This window comes from Pseudomonas sp. SK3(2021) (genome assembly GCF_016772375.1).
GTDB lineage: Bacteria > Pseudomonadota > Gammaproteobacteria > Pseudomonadales > Pseudomonadaceae > Aquipseudomonas > Aquipseudomonas chlororaphis_I.
In genome coordinates this window covers 2,923,737-2,940,344 of sequence record NZ_CP061943.1, presented here as the reverse complement: position 1 = coordinate 2,940,344, position 16,608 = coordinate 2,923,737, and the positions used below count along the sequence as shown (strand labels likewise).

Annotated in this window: 14 protein-coding genes and 1 pseudogene; 4 read left to right on the top strand and 11 right to left on the bottom strand. The window is 62.9% G+C overall.

Annotated features, from left to right (window positions below; all coding sequences use genetic code 11):
- Positions 1-52: 52 nt before the first annotated feature.
- From IF690_RS13290 to IF690_RS13260, 7 genes are all read right to left on the bottom strand, one after another.
- Positions 53-565 carry a GIY-YIG nuclease family protein gene (locus IF690_RS13290; protein WP_252189558.1) on the bottom strand — a complete coding sequence of 171 codons (513 nt, stop codon included), beginning with the start codon at positions 563-565 and terminating at the stop codon, positions 53-55.
- A gap of 139 nt (positions 566-704) precedes the next feature.
- Positions 705-1,079 (bottom strand): hypothetical protein, encoded by a 375-nt coding sequence (locus tag IF690_RS13285; RefSeq protein ID WP_252189557.1) that lies wholly within the window; start codon positions 1,077-1,079, stop codon positions 705-707.
- 162 nt (positions 1,080-1,241) lie between these two features.
- Positions 1,242-1,862, bottom strand: a complete 621-nt coding sequence (locus tag IF690_RS13280) for a LysE family translocator (RefSeq protein WP_202700428.1) — start codon at positions 1,860-1,862, stop codon at positions 1,242-1,244.
- 117 nt (positions 1,863-1,979) lie between these two features.
- The gene (locus tag IF690_RS13275; RefSeq protein WP_202700427.1) at positions 1,980-4,232 is read right to left on the bottom strand and encodes a xanthine dehydrogenase family protein molybdopterin-binding subunit; all 2,253 of its coding nucleotides are present in this window, start codon (positions 4,230-4,232) and stop codon (positions 1,980-1,982) included.
- Positions 4,229-5,224: an FAD binding domain-containing protein gene (locus tag IF690_RS13270; RefSeq protein WP_202700426.1), complete on the bottom strand. Its 996-nt coding sequence runs from the start codon at positions 5,222-5,224 to the stop codon at positions 4,229-4,231. Before IF690_RS13270 ends, IF690_RS13275 begins: the two co-directional genes overlap by 4 nt.
- A 4-nt stretch (positions 5,225-5,228) precedes the next feature.
- Complete coding sequence (locus tag IF690_RS13265; protein ID WP_202700425.1) at positions 5,229-5,879, bottom strand: 2Fe-2S iron-sulfur cluster-binding protein; 651 nt, start codon at positions 5,877-5,879, stop codon at positions 5,229-5,231.
- A gap of 67 nt (positions 5,880-5,946) precedes the next feature.
- Entirely contained in the window at positions 5,947-6,861 is a 915-nt protein-coding gene (locus IF690_RS13260; protein WP_202700424.1) for an AraC family transcriptional regulator, read from the bottom strand.
- Between the two features lie 151 nt (positions 6,862-7,012).
- Here IF690_RS13260 and IF690_RS13255 point away from each other — a divergent pair, with 151 nt between their 5' ends.
- Positions 7,013-8,041, top strand: a complete 1,029-nt coding sequence (locus tag IF690_RS13255) for a sterol desaturase family protein (RefSeq protein WP_202700423.1) — start codon at positions 7,013-7,015, stop codon at positions 8,039-8,041.
- A 12-nt stretch (positions 8,042-8,053) separates the two neighbouring features.
- Here IF690_RS13255 and IF690_RS13250 read toward each other — a convergent pair whose 3' ends face one another.
- The gene (locus tag IF690_RS13250; protein ID WP_202700422.1) at positions 8,054-8,446 is read right to left on the bottom strand and encodes a GFA family protein; all 393 of its coding nucleotides are present in this window, start codon (positions 8,444-8,446) and stop codon (positions 8,054-8,056) included.
- A gap of 78 nt (positions 8,447-8,524) precedes the next feature.
- The gene (locus IF690_RS13245; RefSeq protein WP_202700421.1) at positions 8,525-10,246 is read right to left on the bottom strand and encodes a SulP family inorganic anion transporter; all 1,722 of its coding nucleotides are present in this window, start codon (positions 10,244-10,246) and stop codon (positions 8,525-8,527) included.
- Positions 10,247-10,720: 474 nt separating this feature from the next.
- Between IF690_RS13245 and IF690_RS13240 the strand changes: the two genes are divergently transcribed.
- A complete protein-coding gene (locus tag IF690_RS13240; RefSeq protein ID WP_023969068.1) occupies positions 10,721-11,059 on the top strand; it encodes a hypothetical protein in 339 nt (112 codons plus the stop codon).
- A gap of 69 nt (positions 11,060-11,128) precedes the next feature.
- Here the strand turns inward: IF690_RS13240 and IF690_RS13235 are convergent, their stop codons facing one another.
- The gene (locus tag IF690_RS13235; protein ID WP_202700420.1) at positions 11,129-11,611 is read right to left on the bottom strand and encodes a cupin domain-containing protein; all 483 of its coding nucleotides are present in this window, start codon (positions 11,609-11,611) and stop codon (positions 11,129-11,131) included.
- Positions 11,612-12,148: 537 nt separating this feature from the next.
- On the opposite strand from IF690_RS13235, the pseudogene IF690_RS13230 reads away from it, so the two are divergent.
- Positions 12,149-14,275: pseudogene (locus IF690_RS13230) on the top strand (TonB-dependent receptor family protein).
- Between the two features lie 65 nt (positions 14,276-14,340).
- Here IF690_RS13230 and IF690_RS13225 read toward each other — a convergent pair.
- Positions 14,341-14,499 (bottom strand): DUF2986 domain-containing protein, encoded by a 159-nt coding sequence (locus IF690_RS13225; RefSeq protein ID WP_202700419.1) that lies wholly within the window; start codon positions 14,497-14,499, stop codon positions 14,341-14,343.
- A gap of 610 nt (positions 14,500-15,109) precedes the next feature.
- On the opposite strand from IF690_RS13225, the gene IF690_RS13220 reads away from it, so the two are divergent.
- Positions 15,110-16,306 (top strand): PIN domain-containing protein, encoded by a 1,197-nt coding sequence (locus tag IF690_RS13220; protein ID WP_252189556.1) that lies wholly within the window; start codon positions 15,110-15,112, stop codon positions 16,304-16,306.
- Positions 16,307-16,608: the final 302 nt, after the last annotated feature.

The following is a 16,608-nucleotide window of genomic DNA, read 5'->3' as shown; positions in this document are numbered from 1 at the left end:
GCGACCTATTTGCGTGGCAGGGCTCGCTTTATGGAAAGGTTCGCTATCAGCTTTAATGTGTGCGGAATGTGTTCCATACATCTGTGTCTAGCTTCATGGCCGCAAGTACTTCAAAGACGTACAACTCAAGGTCATTGTTGACTTCGATAAAGGCCACCGTTGTTTGTCGGAGGCGCCCCTGAGCTGAAAGAAAGACTTCCTTGAATTGTTCGTCTTTCATCGCTTGATCACGCTTCATTTCGTGCGGATAGTCTTCTGCGGCCATTTTGTAGACAAGGCTTGCGGTGTTGTGCGACTCGAAATTCAAATGCTGGACGAGCCTCTTTACTACCCCTCTCGAGATACCTACATAGACCGGCTTACCTTGATCGCTGAAGACGTAGCACCCAGGGAAGTCTGTGGTTCTACCCACCTTGGACAGAGCTTCTTTTGATGCGCTCTTGAAGCCAACAAAGGTTGCAGCAGGCATTGGAGTCTCCAGGGCAACCTTTAGCCTTGCAAAATGGCTAGGCAACACCGTTGAGGCAAGCTCTTCAAATGTATGAAGACAATTGTCGATAGGCATGAGTTTTCCTTTGTGATCCCTCACGAAGCCTGGGTTCTAACCTCTATTGTTCGTTTCGGCTAGGGGCGGCTCCCGCCTCGTGGGAGACATTCAAACCAGAGATGACAGATCCGTCTGCGCCGGATGATTGTCCTTGAATCTAAGCATCAGATTGTTTTTTTGCCAGCCTGATGGCGGTAGTCATATGCGGTACAGCGTAGGCCTTGTCCCAATGATTCATTCCTGCAATAGCTTTCTGAGCGGGTGCCGTGTCGGCTGCTCCGGCCAATTCCGCACAAGCCTGCGCCATTGAGACAAGAATGCGGGCAGCTTCGGGAACGTAGGGAAGATCATTTCCAGCTTCATGACGCTCGCGAACAATCTGGTAGCGAATCTTCTCCGGGAGTGTCCAGGCACTGATTGAAAACTCCTGAACGGAGTAATCGACCCCTTTTATTTCTGCCGTCGCGGAACGATGCTCCTTATTGAATCCTGCCGTTTCGATCTGCTCACGGCTATCGATAACAGTGTTCATCATTTCTCAAATTTGTTGCCAATCAGTTCTCATTCGAACTCCTTTTCAATGTTGTCTTTCAACAGGGAATGTTGAGTGTGTTTCTGTCGACAGCGTGAAAGGCAGCTTCTGGCTGTGGATTCAACCGAGCGTCCGTAGTCCCAGCAATGCTTACCAACCGACTCACGCCCGCCGCGCCAACAACAGCACCGAAGCAGCCCCCGACAACAGCACCGCGCAGCCGCGGTTGAAGAGCTTCTTGCCCCGTGGCTCGGCGAACCAGCGGCGCATGTGCAGGCCCATGTAGGCGTAGGCGCTGATGGCGATCCATTCCAGGATCAGGAACAGCGCGCCGAGCACCAGGAACTGGGCGGAAACCGGTGCTTGAGGGTCGACGAACTGCGGCAGGAAGGCGGTGAAGATGAGGATGGCCTTGGGGTTGCCGATGGCCACCAGGAATTCCTGCCGGGCCAAGGCCAGCAGGCCCAGTGGCGCGGTCTTGTTCTCGGACTCGACCTGGGTATCCGCGGTCCACAGCTGGTACGCCAGGTACAGCAGGTAGCCAGCACCGAGAATCTTGATCCCGTGGAACAGCAGTTCCGAGGCTTGCAGCACCACCGCCAGCCCGGCCGCCGCCAGGGCGATCATCACCGCGAAGGCGGCCAGCCGCCCTACTCCCGCCAGGCAGGAGGCGCGAAAGCCATAGGCGGTGGCATTGCGGATCGACAACAGGTTGTTCGGCCCTGGCGCCATGTTCAGGGCGAAACAGGCCGGGAGGAAGAGCATCAGGGTGGCAAGGTTCATGGAGGCGTCCGTTGGCTGATGGCTTGAGTTCCACAGCAGCCGACCGGGCTGCCGCAGCCCCACAAGCCTGCCCAATCCAGCGCAGGCCGTCGAGATTTTTGTCGAGGCAGGCCGCGCCTAGCCCTCCATGGCCGCCAGCCCGGGCAGCAGCTTGTCCAGGGTCAGCGGGAACTCGCGCACGCGGATGCCGGTGGCGTTGTAGACGGCATTGGCCAGGGCCGCCCCGGCGCCGCACACGCCCAACTCGCCCAGGCCCTTGACGCCCAGGGCGTTGGCCTTGGTGTCGGGCTCTTCGAGGAACAGCACGTCCATCGCCGCGATATCGGCATTGACCGGCACCAGGTACTCGGCCAGGTCATGGTTGACGAAATGCCCGTGGCGGGTGTCGAGCAGGGTCTGCTCCATCAGCGCCGCGCCGACGCCCCAGGCCATGCCGCCGAGGATCTGCGAGCGCGCGGTCTTGGGGTTGAGGATGCGTCCGGCGCCGATCACCGCGAGCATGCGCCGCAGGCGGACTTCGCCGGTGTCGATGTCCACCGCGACTTCGACGAAGTGCGCGCCGTTGGAATGCTGGGAGAACTGCTTGTAGTCCTCGCCCATCGGCCCGACGCTGCCTTCGGCCTGCAACCCCGCGGGGGCCACTCGCAGCAGCAGGTCGCTGAGGCGCTCCGAGCGCTCGCCGGTGCTGATACGGCCATCGGCGAAGCGCACCGGCGCCTGGTTGTAAGGCGCGCCGGCGGCCTGGATGATCCGCTGCTTCAAGGCCTGGCAGGCGGCCTCCACCGCCGAGCCGGAACTGGCCGCCCCCCAGGAACCGCCAGAGCCCGAGGTCTGCGCAAAGCGGCTGTCGCCCAGCTGCACCTGCACCGCCGACATCGGCACGCCCAGGCTGTGGGCGGCGACCTGGGTCAGGATGGTGTAGGTGCCGGTGCCGATATCGGTCATGTCCAGGCGCACCAGCACCCGCCCGGTCGGGCCCAGGCTCACCTGGGCCCTGGACAATCCCAGGTAGTTGGGCCTGATCGCCGCGGCCATGCCCATGCCGATCAGCTTGCGGCCCTCGCGCACGCTGCCGGGCTTGGGCTGGCGGCGGTTCCAGCCGAAGCGCTCGGCGCCGGCCTGCATGCAGGCCAGCAGATTGCGCGAGGCGAAGGGCACACCCAACTCGGGGTCCAGCTCCGGTTCATTGCGCACCCGCAGCTCGATGGGGTCCAGGCCCAGGCGTTCGGCCAGCTCGTCCATGGCGCTCTCGAAGGCGAGCATGCCCGGCGCCTCGCCCGGCGAACGCATCCACTCGCCGCGATTGAGGTCGACCGGTACCAGCCGATGGCGGGTCAGGCGGTTCGGCGCGGCATACAGCGAGCGGGCAAACACTGCAGTCTGCTCGCAGAACTCTTCGAAGCGCGAGGTCGTCGACCAGACGTCATGCCCCAGGGCCGTGAGCTTGCCGCTGCGCTCCGCCGCCAGCCGCACCCGATGCTGCATGGCCGGGCGATAACCGGCGTTGGCGAACATCTGCTGGCGGGTCAGGGCCACCTTCACCGGGCGCTTGAGCACCCGGGCGGCCAGCGCCGCCAGCACCGCGTCGGGATGGATGATCAGCTTGGCGCCGAAGCCGCCGCCGATGTAAGGGCTGACGATGCGCACCCGCGCCGGCTCGATGCCCAGGGTATTGGCCAGGCCACCGCGGAAGTTCGCCAGGGTTTGCGCCGAGGTATAGAGGGTCAGGTCGTCCCCGGACCAGACCGCGATGGAGGCATGGGGCTCCATCGGCACGTGGCTTTGGTACGGGGTGCTGTAGCTGCTGTCGAGCTTGACCGGTGCATTGGCGAACCCCGCTTCGAAGTCACCGATGGCACTGTCGGTCTTGAAGCCGGCGTTGGTGCGCGGCGGGATATAGGCCTGGGCCAGGCGGGAAGTGAGTTCGAAGTCGCCTTGCCCGGGGGTGTAGCTCACGCGAATCAGGCGCGCCGCCGCTCGCGCGGCCTCGAAGGATGCCGCCACCACCAGCGCCACCGGTTCGTCGTAATAACGCACAGCGTCAGTCGCCAATACCGGCCGGGCGCGGGTAAACACCTCGCCCGTGGTCGGCGTCACCGCGGGGCCGAATGCCGCCTGGGCCGGCGCGTTGTGATGGGTCATGACATAGAGCACGCCCGGCGTCCGTTCGGCCTCGCGGGTGTCGATCGCGCTGATGCGGCCCCGGGCGATGGTCGCCCCGAGGATGTAGCCATAGGCGGTGTCGCCCATTTCCCGCTGCTCGTAGGCGTAGGTCGCGCGGCCGGTGACTTTCAGCCGGCCATCGACCCGGTCCAGCGGTTGGCCGATCGGGCCGTTGGTGGCGGCTTGGGTTGGCCTTGATGTGCTCATGCCGATGCTCGCTCCTGGGTGGCGCTGGCCAGCATCTGGCGCAGGGTGCGTTTGGCCAGGGGGATCTTGAAATCGTTGCCGCCCTGCCCGCGTGCGCCGGCCAGGGCGGCCTCGGCGGCGCGCTGGTAAACCGTCATGGCGGACGGCTGGCCGAGCAGCGCCTGCTCCGCCGCCGTGGCCCGCCAGGGTTTGGCAGCGACGCCGCCCAGGGCGATGCGGGCCGTGCGGACCTGCCCCGCGCGAACCTCCAGCACCAGCGCCACGGCGACCAGGGCGAAGGCATAGGAAGAACGGTCGCGCACCTTGCGATACAGCTGCCGCCCCGGGGGCGGGGGCGGCAGCGTGATGGCCACGATCATCTCGCCATGGGCCAGCTGGGTTTCGACCTCGGGCGTCGCCCCGGGCAGGCGGTACAGCTGATCCAGGGCCAGGGAGCGGCGCTGGCCGTCGGGCAAGACCGTTTCCACCCGCGCCTCCAGGGCGACCATGGCCACCGCCATGTCCGAGGGGTGCACCGCGATGCAGGCTGCGCTGACGCCGAGAATCCCATGCATGCGGTTGTGCCCCTGCAGGGCCGAACAACCACTGCCGGGTTCGCGCTTGTTGCAGGCCATGCCCGGGTCGTAGAAGTACGGACAGCGCGTGCGTTGCAGCAGGTTGCCCGCGGTCGAGGCCTTGTTGCGGATCTGCCCCGAGGCACCGGCCAGCAAGGCCTGGGACAGCAATGGGTAGCGCTGGCGAACCCGGCTGTCGGCGGCCAGGTCGCTGTTGCGCACCTGGGCGCCGATGCGCAGGCCGCCGTCGGCGCTGTCCTCGATCGCAGCCAGGGGCAAGCGGCTGATATCGATCAGGTGCGTGGGCCGCTCGATGCCCAGCTTCATCAAGTCGACCAGGTTGGTGCCGCCGGCGATAAAGCGTGCCCGTGGCTGCGCGGCCATCAGGCTGACGGCCTGCTGTACGTCGCTCGCGCGCGCATAGCTGAAAGGCATCATGGGTTCAGGCCTCCTCGGCGGCGTCGCGGATGGCGGCGACGATGTTCGGATAGGCGGCGCAGCGGCACAGGTTGCCGCTCATGCGTTCACGGATCTCCACGTCGCTCAGGGCGACGGGCTGGCTCGTCAGGTCGTCGCTGACATGGCTGGGCCAGCCGGCGCGCACCTCCTGCAGCATGCCGACCGCCGAGCAGATCTGCCCCGGCGTGCAGTAGCCGCACTGGAAGGCGTCGCGGGCGATAAAGGCCGCCTGCAGGGGATGCAGCAGGTCGCCATTGGCCAGCCCCTCGATGGTGGTGATCTCGTCGCCGTCATGCATGACCGCCAGGCTCAGGCAGGCGTTGATCCGGCGGCCATTCACCAGCACCGTGCAGGCGCCGCACTGGCCGTGGTCGCAGCCCTTTTTCGAGCCGGTCATGCCCAGCTGGTGGCGCAGTGCGTCGAGCAACGTGGTGCGTGGATCGAGCTCCAGCACCTGGTCGCTGGCGTTGATGCGCAAGGTGATCGCCTGGGACGGCAACGGGCGAACGGGTTCAGATAGCCCCGGGGCGGACTGGGGCTGGGCCCTGCCAACGCCTACCCATAACAGGCTGGCGGCGGCCCCGGCTTGCAGCAGCGCGCGGCGCGACGGACACGGTGAGTCCAGGTCTGGCATGGTGCTCTCCTGAAATGAACGGCTGGACACCAGTATCGCCAAGGGCGTGGCACCGTTCTTTCAGGTATCAGGAGGACTTTGTCAGGATTCGGGAAGCCTGCTGGCGGTAGCTGTTCGGGGTGGTCCCGGTGATGCGCCTGAAGGTCGAGGTGAAGTGGCTCTGGCTGGAGAACCCCAGCTCCAGCGCCATGGCGCTGATCGGCATACTGCCGGCCCGCAGCAGGCTTTCGGCGCGGCGCACCCGGCGCTCGATCACGTAGGCATAGGGCGCCATGCCGGTTTCGGCCTTGAAGTGACGGGCGAAGGTGTCCACGGGCATGCCGGCGATCCGCGCCAGTTCGGTCAGCGAGAGGCTGCCTTCGATGCGCGCATCGACGTAGTCGCGCAAGCGCTTGAGCAACTGCGGCCCCAGGCGCCCGCGGCCAGCGCTGGCGCTATCGACCCGCCCCAGGCGCAGCCCCACCAGCGCCACCAGGTGCTCTATGTAGCTGGCTTCAGGGATATGCCCGCTGACCATCTCGGCACTGAGGGCGGCGAGCAGCGAGTGGATCACCCCATCGCCGCTGTTGATGCGCATGGGCAGCTCGGCCAGCCGCGGGCAGCCGGGAAAATCCAGGGTCGTGTCGATCCACAGGGCGGTGTAGATCAGGTCGGCCTCGCGAAAATAGCCCTGGCGCTCGACCCCGGCCGGCACGAAGCTGATCGACCCGGGGCGGTCGCAGCCCTCGTAGGTAAGCGTCGAACTGCTGTGGATATGGGTCCGGGTGGTGGCCCCGCGCTCCGTGAGAATCACCACGTGCTGCGGCGCCGTCCAGCTGAGCTCGGCCTCGCGGCAGGCCCAGCGGCGGTGATCGATGCTCACCAGGCCATCGAACAGCGATGCCGACTGCAATACCGCGCCCTCGGCGCCCCGTGCCCGGATGCAGCCCGCGCCGACCCGGGGCTCCAGCGACAGGTTTGCGGACTCCCTTGATGCGCTCATCGGCCAGGCACCTCCCCATGGGATACAGCGAGTGGCCAGCGTACTCCAGGATCACTGGCAACTTCCAAGCAAAAAAGAACCTGCCGGGGGCAATCCCCGGCCAAACCGAACTGATTTACAATGCCGTTCCTTTGCCTGAGGCCGGCGTTTCGTGGATGCTCTGTCACTTGTCTATAAGCACCTGATCGACTGGGTGATCGCCCCTGTTACCCAACAGTTTCTCGGCATTTTCAATCTGAACGGCCGGCTCGGGGTCTTGTTCCTGTGCGTGTCCTACGGCGTCGCCTATGGCCTGTTCCGTTTCAGGCAGCGCCGCGGCCTGAGCGACGCCCGGTCGTTCTGGCACTTCATCGGCGGCGGCCGGGTGCACCTGCACCGCTCGGCGCTGCTGGATTACCGCTACTACTTCGTGCGCGCCATCCTCAAGGTCGCGCTGGTGCTGCCCATCGTCCACCTGGTCGACCCTTACATCCTGCGCTCCGGGGATTACCTGGCCTTTTTCAGCAACCTCTGGGGCCAGCGCCCGCGCCTGGGGCAGGACCTGGGGCTGTCGCTGCTCTACGGGCTGGGGGTGTTCCTGCTCAAGGACTTCATCCATTACTGGGCGCACCGGGCCTTTCACTCGCGCTGGCTGTGGGCCTTCCACAAGGTCCATCACTCGGCGCCGGTGCTGGTACCGGCGACGGCGAGCCGGGTGCACTTCGTGGAAAAGATCGTCGAGAAACTGAGCATCGGCCTGGGCCTGGGCCTCTACGCCGGCGGCTTCTGGTACGCCTGCGGCGGCGAGATCGGCCGCTACACCCTGTTCGGCGTGACCTACCTGGTGTTCATCTTCAACAGCCTGGCGGCCAACCTGCGGCACAGCCATGTCTGGCTGTCGTTCGGCCCGCTGCTCGAGCATGTGCTGAACAGCCCGGCCCAGCACCAGATCCATCACAGTGACGCGCCCCGCCACTTCAACCGCAACTTCGGCACCAACCTGTCCCTGTGGGACTGGATGTTCGGCACGCTCTACGTCACCCGCTCGACACCCGAGCCGCTGCGCTTCGGCACCGGGGAGCAGGACGCGCAGCGTTACCTGACGGTCTACAGCCTGATCGTCACGCCCTTCGTCGACACCGCGCGCAAGCTGTTGGCGAAGCGTCCGCGCGGGGTGGCGCCGCAGACGCCCTATTCGTAGCCGGGACGCCCGCTATTCCTCGAAGCGACTGCTGGCATCACGATCGCGCGCGTAGCGCCTGGCGAGTGGAAACGCCGGCAACCAGGACTCGCGACGAACAGTCCAGCTTTCGTAAGTGGGCGTGAGTTGGTCGGGGGCATCCAGGGCGCCCAGGTTCACTTCGATTTCATCGGCCGTGCGGGCAAACACCGACGAGCCGCAGTGCGGGCAGAAAAACCGCCCGGCGTAATCGCGGGTTTCGCCCTCGATGGTCACCGCGTCCTCGGGGAATATCGCCGAGGCATGGAACAGCGCGCCATGGTGCTTGCGGCAATCGAGGCAGTGGCACAGGCCGACCCGATACGGGCGCCCCGCCGCCACGATCCGCACCTTGCCGCACAGGCAGCCGCCAGTGAATCGTTGCATGCTGTACCTCCTCTTGGGTAAAGCGTTGCTGGTGGCTGGCCAAGGCCGCGTTCAGTCATGAGACGGCTTGGCCACCCGTTATGCGGTGCCGGCCCGCTGCTCATCTTTCAGCGCCTCACGCTGCAACTGATTGCGCCAGACCCGATAAGCGCGAATGCCAGCGCGTACCGAGGCGAACAACAATCCCTGCTCCAGCTCGCGCGCCAGGCCCGAACGCACCAGCATCCGCAGGAATGTCCCGTGCGGCCGGGCAATGGCCAGGACGATGCCCCGGGCCAGCAGGGTGTCGCGCACCTCCCTCAGGGCCACGATGCCGCTGACGTCGATCGAGCTCACCGCCTCGGCGACGAACAGCACGGCACGGGGTTCGGGCTCGCGCTCGACCGCTTCCAGCAGGCGCGCCTTGAAGTAGTCGGCGTTGAAAAACAGGATCGCGTCATCGAAGCGATACACCACCAGCCCCGCCAGCGTGCGCGCCTGCGGGTATTGGCTGATATCGACCTGGCCTTCGATCCCGCGCACCCAGCCCAGCACCGCATCGGTGGGCTGGTAGATGCTTTTGAGCAGCCGCAGGATCGCCAGCAGCACCGCGACGATGATGCCCGGCAGCACCCCCACGCCAATCACCCCCAGGGTGGTCAGTACACACAGCCAGAACTCGAAACGGCTGAGCTTGCGGATGACCCGCATCGCCTGGATGTCGATCAGCCCCCAGCCCGCCATCAACAACACCGCGCCCAGCGCCGCCTGGGGGATCCAGGCCATGGGCGCGGTGAAGAACAGCAGGATCAGGGCAATCACCAGGGCGGCGATAATCCCCACCAACTGGCTCTTGCCCCCCACCATGCTGTTGACCGCCGTGCGCGAATCGGCGCCGCTGATGGCGAAGCCGCTGGAGACCCCGGCGGCGATATTGGACACGCCCAGCGCCAGGAACTCATGGTTGGCGTTGACCGTATAACCGTTCCTGGCGGCGAAGCTGCGGGCCGTCAACATCGCGCTGCAAAAACTCACCGTGGCGATACCTAGCGCATCGCGCAGCAGGCTTTTCAGTTCGGCCTGGCTGGTCCGGGGCCAGCTCAACTGCGGCATGCCCGAAGGGATCGGGCCCAGTACGGAGACCCCATGGCTGTCCAGGCCCAGCACCCCAACGCACAAGGTAGCGATGGCCACCGTCACCAGCGCCGCCGGCAGCTTGGCGAAGCGCCGCGGCAGCCAGATCAGCAGCGCCAGGGCGCCCGCGCCGATGGCCAGGGTCGGCCAATGGGTTTCGCCAAGCCGCTGCAGCATGTTCAGCAGGCTGAGAATGAAACCCTCGCCTTCGATTTTGTAACCCAGCACCTTGCCCAGTTGCCCGGCCAGCAGGCTCAAGCCGATGCCGTTCAGATAGCCGATCAGGATGGGCCGCGAGAAAAAACTGGCAATGAACCCCGCCCGGGCGATGCCGGCGCCGATCAGCATCAGGCCGACCAGCACCGTGACGATCACGGCCAACTGTGCCAGGCGTTCGGGATCACCCAGCGCCAGGGGGGCGATCGCGCCGGCGACCATGGCGCAGGTGGCCGCATCCGGCCCGACCATCAATTGCCGCGAACTGCCCACCAGGGCATAGACCATCATCGGCAAGACGCAGGCATACAAGCCGTACTGGGGCGGTAGCCCGATGATCTGCGCATAGGCGATAGCTATCGGGATCTGCACGGCCGCCACCGACAACCCGGCCTGCAGGTCGTACCTGAACCATTCGCGGCGGTATTGCAGGAGATTGGCCAAGCCTGGCAGCCAGCGGGCGAGCAGCATGGGGGCACCTTCGAAGAGCTTTGACGGCGGGCGCGAAACGTCGGGCCCTGCATGAGAGGTAAGCAGAGTCGCTTTTCTTTTCAACAAAACAGCGGCGTATCGAGCCTCCCCCTGGTTTAGCCAGCACCGCGGTTGCCTCCTGGCGAACCGCTTGCGAGGGCGGGCACCCTGCCATCTGCGCTATCCGATGATCGGGCCTGGCAGCCGGCAGGCTCCTTTACTAGTGTCTACCCAACAGCAGCCGAACCGGTTTTAACTGGCCTGAGTTCACTGTCCATGCCGTACTCCTTCTCGAACAGTAGCGCAGTCACCTACTCGTTCTTCCCGGTACTCAAGGAGAGCACCATCCAGGAAGTGCACATGGCACTTCTTGCCTGCCAAGGGACATTCTGAAACGTATCAGGCTTTCAGCTAGAGGGTTTACACCCGAGCGCCGAGGTGAAGAGAGGCGCACTCATCGAAAGGAGATCGAAGATGGCTAGCATAATGAAAGTGTTGGACATCCACCTGTCACTGCTCAAGTCCAACCCACCGCAGCTGCATATATTGGCCCATGGCCTGGTGGGTTCCACCGGCTGGACCAACCCGCGATTGCAACCGCGGTTTTACATTGTCTTCCCGAAAGACGGGATTCAAGACTTTGACTTCGTTGCGGACCCGCCCCAGGGAATCTCCATATTCCCCATCTGCCCCATCACCGCATCGGAATACTGGGAAAACCCGCCACTGGACATACTCAAAGGCGTAAGGGTTCACTCTGCCAACAACTCGGTCGAAGAGTATATCGGGGAGGCCAAATCCGTAGCCTGTTAGTCATTAAGAGGGATATGTGTCAGGCCCTGCCTGACACATATCAGATCCAATCCTGCCTTCAACCATTGCCTATTCTTTGCGGTTCCTCGGGTCGTCCGCCGGGTTGAGGTAGGTGATCCCCCAGGGCCCCGTGCCGTGGAGCTGGAGCACGGTCTCCTGTTTTTGAGTGGCGGCGTACATCGGCGTGCCGACGGGAATGATCAGGGTGTCACCCGGGTGATAGGCCTTGGCCTTGGCCGCGTCGAAGGTGTCGCCGGTGGCGAAGTAGAAGGTGCCCGAGATCACGGTGACACGTTCGGTCACAGGGTGGGTATGCACCCCGACTTTCGTGTTGGCCGGCAACATCAGGCGCATGGTGAAGGGCTCTGGTTTTTTCAGGTCGCCTTCGATCACCGAAATCATCACCCCGGGCCCTACCGAGGGCGCGGGTGTCCATTTCAGTTCGGCTGGGGTGGCGGCAATCAACCCTGTGCCCTCGGCCAGAGCGGCAGATGCCAGGCAGGCCGCGCCAAGCAAGGCCAGTGAAACAGCGACAGCTTTGTGGGCGCTCATCGGGATGTCCTCGCGTTTGAGAGCGGTGGCTGAATCGCAGCGGCCAATAGAGCGTCAACGCCCAAGCTCAACGGCTGCGCGATCAGGTCATTTATCGTGACGATAGCCGAACGCCGATGCGCGGATATATCCATTGTGAACAGCCTTGATAGCGCACGGGTATTGCCGCACAAGCGCCCAGCGGCCAATCGACCGATGCCGGGTTTTCTCTGGGGGCGACGCATTCGTTGCAGGCCAGCAAGGCCGAGTGCCGAGTGCCGAGTGCCGCGGAAATGAAACCCGACGCCCGTCGATCTGGCAAAGAAGCCAAATGGCCACTGTAGGAGTGAGCTTGCTCGCGAAAAACGTCAACGATAACGCGTACTGCCTGGCTTAACGCACTGTGCTGGGGTTCTTCGCGAGCAATCGAGCGTCGACCGGCTGCTCCTACAAAAAGCCTTAGCTGACTGGCATTCCCCGAATTGCCATGTGTTTCCTTCGTTCTTTCATACGTCGCAGTTCTCACTGCCCGTTCCCCATGCCTGGAGTTCCCCCCCGATGCCCTCGCCCCATCCCCTGCCCTCTGCCTTGCTGGGCCTGGCCCTTGTCTGTCCGCCCCTGGCCGAAGCCCAGGGCCTGGAGCTGGGACAAGTGCTGATCGGCGCCGAGGAACGCAGCAGCGAGGACGCCTCGATCGAGGAGGCCAAGGCGCGGCTGGCCCAGGTGCCCGGCGGCAGCAATGTGGTGGACCTGCGCCGCCCGCTGCAGGGCCGCGTGGCCAGCAACCAGGATGTGCTGGCGTACCAGCCGGGGGTCTATGCCCAATCCGCGGGCAACGAAGGGGTGAAGATCTCGATCCGTGGTTCGGGCATCAACCGCGCGCCGGGCGCCCATGCCTCGGGGCTGTACACGATGCTCGACGGCCTGCCGCTGACCGGCCCCGGCGGTACGCCCTATGAGTTGCTGGAGCCGCTGTGGCTGGACCGCGTGGAAGTGTTGCGCGGCGCCAACGGCTTCGAGCGCGGCGCCCTGGCCCTGGGCGGCGCCATCGACTACATCGGCCACACCGGCTACGACGCCCCGAAGTTGCAGGTGCGCTACGCCACCGGCAGCCACGGTTATCAGCAGCGCCAGGTCAGCTCCGGGCAGGTGCTGGGCGACTTCGACTACTACCTGGCCATGACCGACGCCCGCTCCGACGGCTACCAGGACCACAGCGCCAGCGAGAGCCAGGGGGTCATCGCCAACTTCGGTTATCGCTTCAACCCGAACCTGGAAACGCGCTTCTACCTTCGCCATCGCCAGACCGACAACGACCTCGCCGGACGGGTCACCCAGCGCTCCATCGAGCACGACCCACGGGCGGCCAACCCAGCCTACGTGACGCGCAACGACAGCCGCGACCAGCCGGGCAGTACTTTTATCGGCAACAAGACCACCTGGTACATCGATGACGATTCGAGCCTCCAGACCGGCCTGGTCTACCACGACTACCCCATGGACCTGCGCGAAGGCCCCAACCGCCTCAAGGTGGCCTACACCGATGTCAGCGGCACCTTCGACTACAAGCGCCGCGACACCCTCTGGGGCCTGGAAAGCCACAGCACCCTGGGCCTGCGCGTGACCAAGCACCTGCCCAACTCAGGGGCCAGCGAACGGGTGCGCATTCCCAGTGGCAACACCGCCGGCTATGCGCCGGGCACCCACATGCGCAACTTCACCTACCAGGGCTCGGACAGCGTCCTGCATGTCGGCAATGACCTGGAGATCGCCGACGACCTGTGGCTGACCACCGGCCTGGCCGCCATCTACACCCGCCGCGAGAGCGCCGTGACCTACCCCGAAGGCGGCGGCAAGACCAGCCTCGGCGACTGGGACTACGCGCCGCGCCTGGGCCTGCGCTACCAGCTGAGCCCCGACCTGCAGCTGTTCGGCAACCTCAGCCGCTCGGTCGAGGCGCCGCATCCCTGGTCGCTGATCTACAGCTCCAACCTGCGCTTCCCGGCCGGCAGCGGCGCGGCCACCGGCACCCAGCGCGACCCGGTCAAGCTGCAAAACCAGACCGCCACCACCCTGGAGCTCGGTGGCCGTGGCGACAGCGCCATCGGCCAATGGAGCCTGGCCTGGTACTACGCCCAGGTGCGCCACGAACTGCTCTCGGTGTTGCCGGACGCCAACGCCACCACGCCCTACGAGCTCAACGCCAGCCCCACCGTGCACCAGGGCGTGGAAGCCAGCCTGCAGAGCACCCTGTGGTCGCGGGACGACGGCGGCCAGCTGAGCCTGCGCCAGAGCTACACCTTCAGCGACTTCCACTACCGCGACGATCAGCGCTTCGGCGACAACCGCCTGCCGGGCCTGCCGATGCACTACTACCAGGGCGAGTTGCGCTACGACTGGCCCCAGGGCTTCTTCGCCGCGCTCAACACGTAACTGGTGTCCAAGGTGGCGGTGGACTACGCCAACAGCTATTACGCCGATCCCTATGCGCTGTTCGGCGCCACCCTGGGCTACAACGCGCCCAAGGGCGACTGGCAGACCTGGCTCGACCTGCGCAACCTGACCGACCAGCACTACGCCGCCACCGTCACCCCGGGCTACGACGACAAAGGGCTGGACGCGGCGCGATCGACGCCGGGCGAAGGCCTAGCGATGTATGTCGGGGTGTCGTGGAGCCTGCGTTAAGGGCAGGCGTGGGCAGGCGATCCGGTTGGACAGGCAGCATGAAGCCACCCGGAAAAACCGCGATATCAGCGCTCGGAGGAAACCACAGGCTCGGCGCTGGACTCGGCATCCAGCTTCAAGCGGTCGGCCTTGCTGATGTACTTGGGCTTTCGCGGTGCCAGCTTGGCACTGGCCTTTTTCGCGTGAGCCTTCAATAGCTGGTTGATTTTCTTGCGACGGTTCATGGTTTTCTACTCGGCCGGTAAGGTTTCGGATGATACCAGCTCACGATATCAGGCCGGATTCCTGCGCCGCACACTGAATGCATAACCTTGGAGCCACGGGTTTCCCAGAGGCCTGCGAATGAGCGCTTCTGCACCGCTAGCGGTTGCAGGGGAAAGGCTGGTGTCGGCCGATTCTGTTGAAAAAGTCGGATCTTCCAGACCGCCTGCATACTGACCGCTGAAAATGCCTTTTTTGCGCGCCGCTACGCGAAATCTGAGCCTGGAATCCTCAGCTCAAATGCAAAGATTTTAATCTCAAGCGCGTACTTTTCTAGCGTGGAAACCATGGCCGACTTTTTCAACAGAATCGGCCAAAAACGGACGTTCCGGTCTCGACCCTACGCCCTTCTGCAAGCTCACGTCGTGTGGATTCTATGAAGATATATTGATTATCGCTGTATCACTAGGGGCACAACGGCAACATGATGCATCAGCGCTACGGGACGAGGTTCAGCGAGGACAACCCGGACGTTGTTGTTATGCTGCAGGACGCCTAAGACCTGTAGTCAGATGGGGAGCCCTGTGAAATGATCGAAGCTATCGACTGACACTCCAAGCGAAGGGACTGCTTATGCCTGTGATGCATATGTTCATAGATACGAATATCTTCTTGAACTTCTATACCTACCCCGACGACGACGACGGAGTCATAGATGAATTATTAGAGAATATCGGTCCAAACAAGATAGTTTTGCATCTTCCAAAACAAGTAGAAAATGAATTTGAGCGAAACCGAGAGTCAAAGCTTCATGGTGCTGTTACAGAATTCCAGAGTAGCAAGTTCCCTAATGCGGTTCCAAACCACATGCGAGGAACGGAGGCCGCGCGAAATTATCAGGAAGCTATAAAAATTGCAGAGTCGGCAAAGAAAACCTTAATAGCGAACGCTACAGGTTTAGCGCTGCAGAATGACTTACCTGTCGACAAAAAAATAGCCGAAATTTTCAATAAGTCACAAAAATACGACGAGGATGATGCTGCCTTTAAACTTGCGATTGAGCGCTCCCAGCGAGGCAATCCTCCGGGCAAAGGAGAAAGCGTTGGCGACAGATATAATTGGGAAGTTTTACTTAAGCATGTGCCAGCGGGAGATCTACATATCGTCTCCAAGGACGGTGACTATGCATCACCTCTCGCAAATCTAGACAAAAGAACAGTCAAAGCCAAGCGCTACCTCTCTGAGGAGTGGTCAAAGAAAAAAGAAGATGGATCTCTCCATATCTATACAAATATCAAGTCCGTAATTGCACATTATAAGAAACTAGTTCAGCAGCCTGAGCTCCCAGAGCCGCCGCCAATGGAACTTGACGCACCGCCGCCTGCAATCCCCATCCCTGTTCCACCACCAACACCAGCACCAGCACCAGCACCACCGCCTCCAGTTCATGGAGTGGCAGCGATCGGTGAACCACAGAGAGCGCCGGACCAATTACAAAGCCCAGAATATTTAGCTGTTATTAATCAGAAAAATGAAGCGATTGAATACCTAAAAGAAAGTGGCAGCTTTTCTACAACCCATATGGCCATCTCTAAACTTGCCCGATATTTGGGATATTTTGATGCGGCCGACGCAACTAAGCTTTTCAATGCGGCCTTAGACAACGCTCAAGTGGGGTGGATAATTTCCGATGATGATGTTTATGACTTTTATGTGAAGCTAGCGAACGAGTTTCTAACCGCTGTTGAGCCTGATCTCGCAAGTCAAATTGTTGATCTGATGGGACTTGTGCCGGCCCCTCCGCCTCCGCCACCACCCTTGCAATCGTAGACACGTCGCATAATCCTAAAATCCAGCCTGGCCCACGCTCAATACAGAGCCGGGCCAGGCTAAGCAGCACTGCACCTAGGCCGGCGAATTGCTAGCCGAGGTGCGTGGTCTGTATCGATCGGATTCGATTTAAAAGGCCTGACAAAAATCTGAATAGCCAAGTCGCTCGAAGCGCCAAGGATAGAGACCACTCGTAAACCAGGACCGCACTTAGCGGTATGTATACTTCATTGAGCGCTTACGTCTATTCTTGGCTAGTTCAACGTGTGGCAATGCGGATAAAAATCGCTCACTGGACGTCC

Bases quoted from the DNA above. Each gene is read 5' to 3' on its own strand.
- IF690_RS13245 (WP_202700421.1), bottom strand. From the start codon at position 10,246: ATGCTGCTCGCCCGCTGGCTGCCAGGCTTGGCCAATCTCCTGCAATAC.
- IF690_RS13250 (WP_202700422.1), bottom strand. From the start codon at position 8,446: ATGCAACGATTCACTGGCGGCTGCCTGTGCGGCAAGGTGCGGATCGTG.
- IF690_RS13260 (WP_202700424.1), bottom strand. From the start codon at position 6,861: ATGAGCGCATCAAGGGAGTCCGCAAACCTGTCGCTGGAGCCCCGGGTC.
- IF690_RS13265 (WP_202700425.1), bottom strand. From the start codon at position 5,879: ATGCCAGACCTGGACTCACCGTGTCCGTCGCGCCGCGCGCTGCTGCAA.
- IF690_RS13240 (WP_023969068.1), top strand. From the start codon at position 10,721: ATGGCTAGCATAATGAAAGTGTTGGACATCCACCTGTCACTGCTCAAG.
- IF690_RS13290 (WP_252189558.1), bottom strand. From the start codon at position 565: ATGCCTATCGACAATTGTCTTCATACATTTGAAGAGCTTGCCTCAACG.
- IF690_RS13270 (WP_202700426.1), bottom strand. From the start codon at position 5,224: ATGATGCCTTTCAGCTATGCGCGCGCGAGCGACGTACAGCAGGCCGTC.
- IF690_RS13225 (WP_202700419.1), bottom strand. From the start codon at position 14,499: ATGAACCGTCGCAAGAAAATCAACCAGCTATTGAAGGCTCACGCGAAA.
- IF690_RS13275 (WP_202700427.1), bottom strand. From the start codon at position 4,232: ATGAGCACATCAAGGCCAACCCAAGCCGCCACCAACGGCCCGATCGGC.
- IF690_RS13235 (WP_202700420.1), bottom strand. From the start codon at position 11,611: ATGAGCGCCCACAAAGCTGTCGCTGTTTCACTGGCCTTGCTTGGCGCG.
- IF690_RS13285 (WP_252189557.1), bottom strand. From the start codon at position 1,079: ATGAACACTGTTATCGATAGCCGTGAGCAGATCGAAACGGCAGGATTC.
- IF690_RS13220 (WP_252189556.1), top strand. From the start codon at position 15,110: ATGCCTGTGATGCATATGTTCATAGATACGAATATCTTCTTGAACTTC.
- IF690_RS13280 (WP_202700428.1), bottom strand. From the start codon at position 1,862: ATGAACCTTGCCACCCTGATGCTCTTCCTCCCGGCCTGTTTCGCCCTG.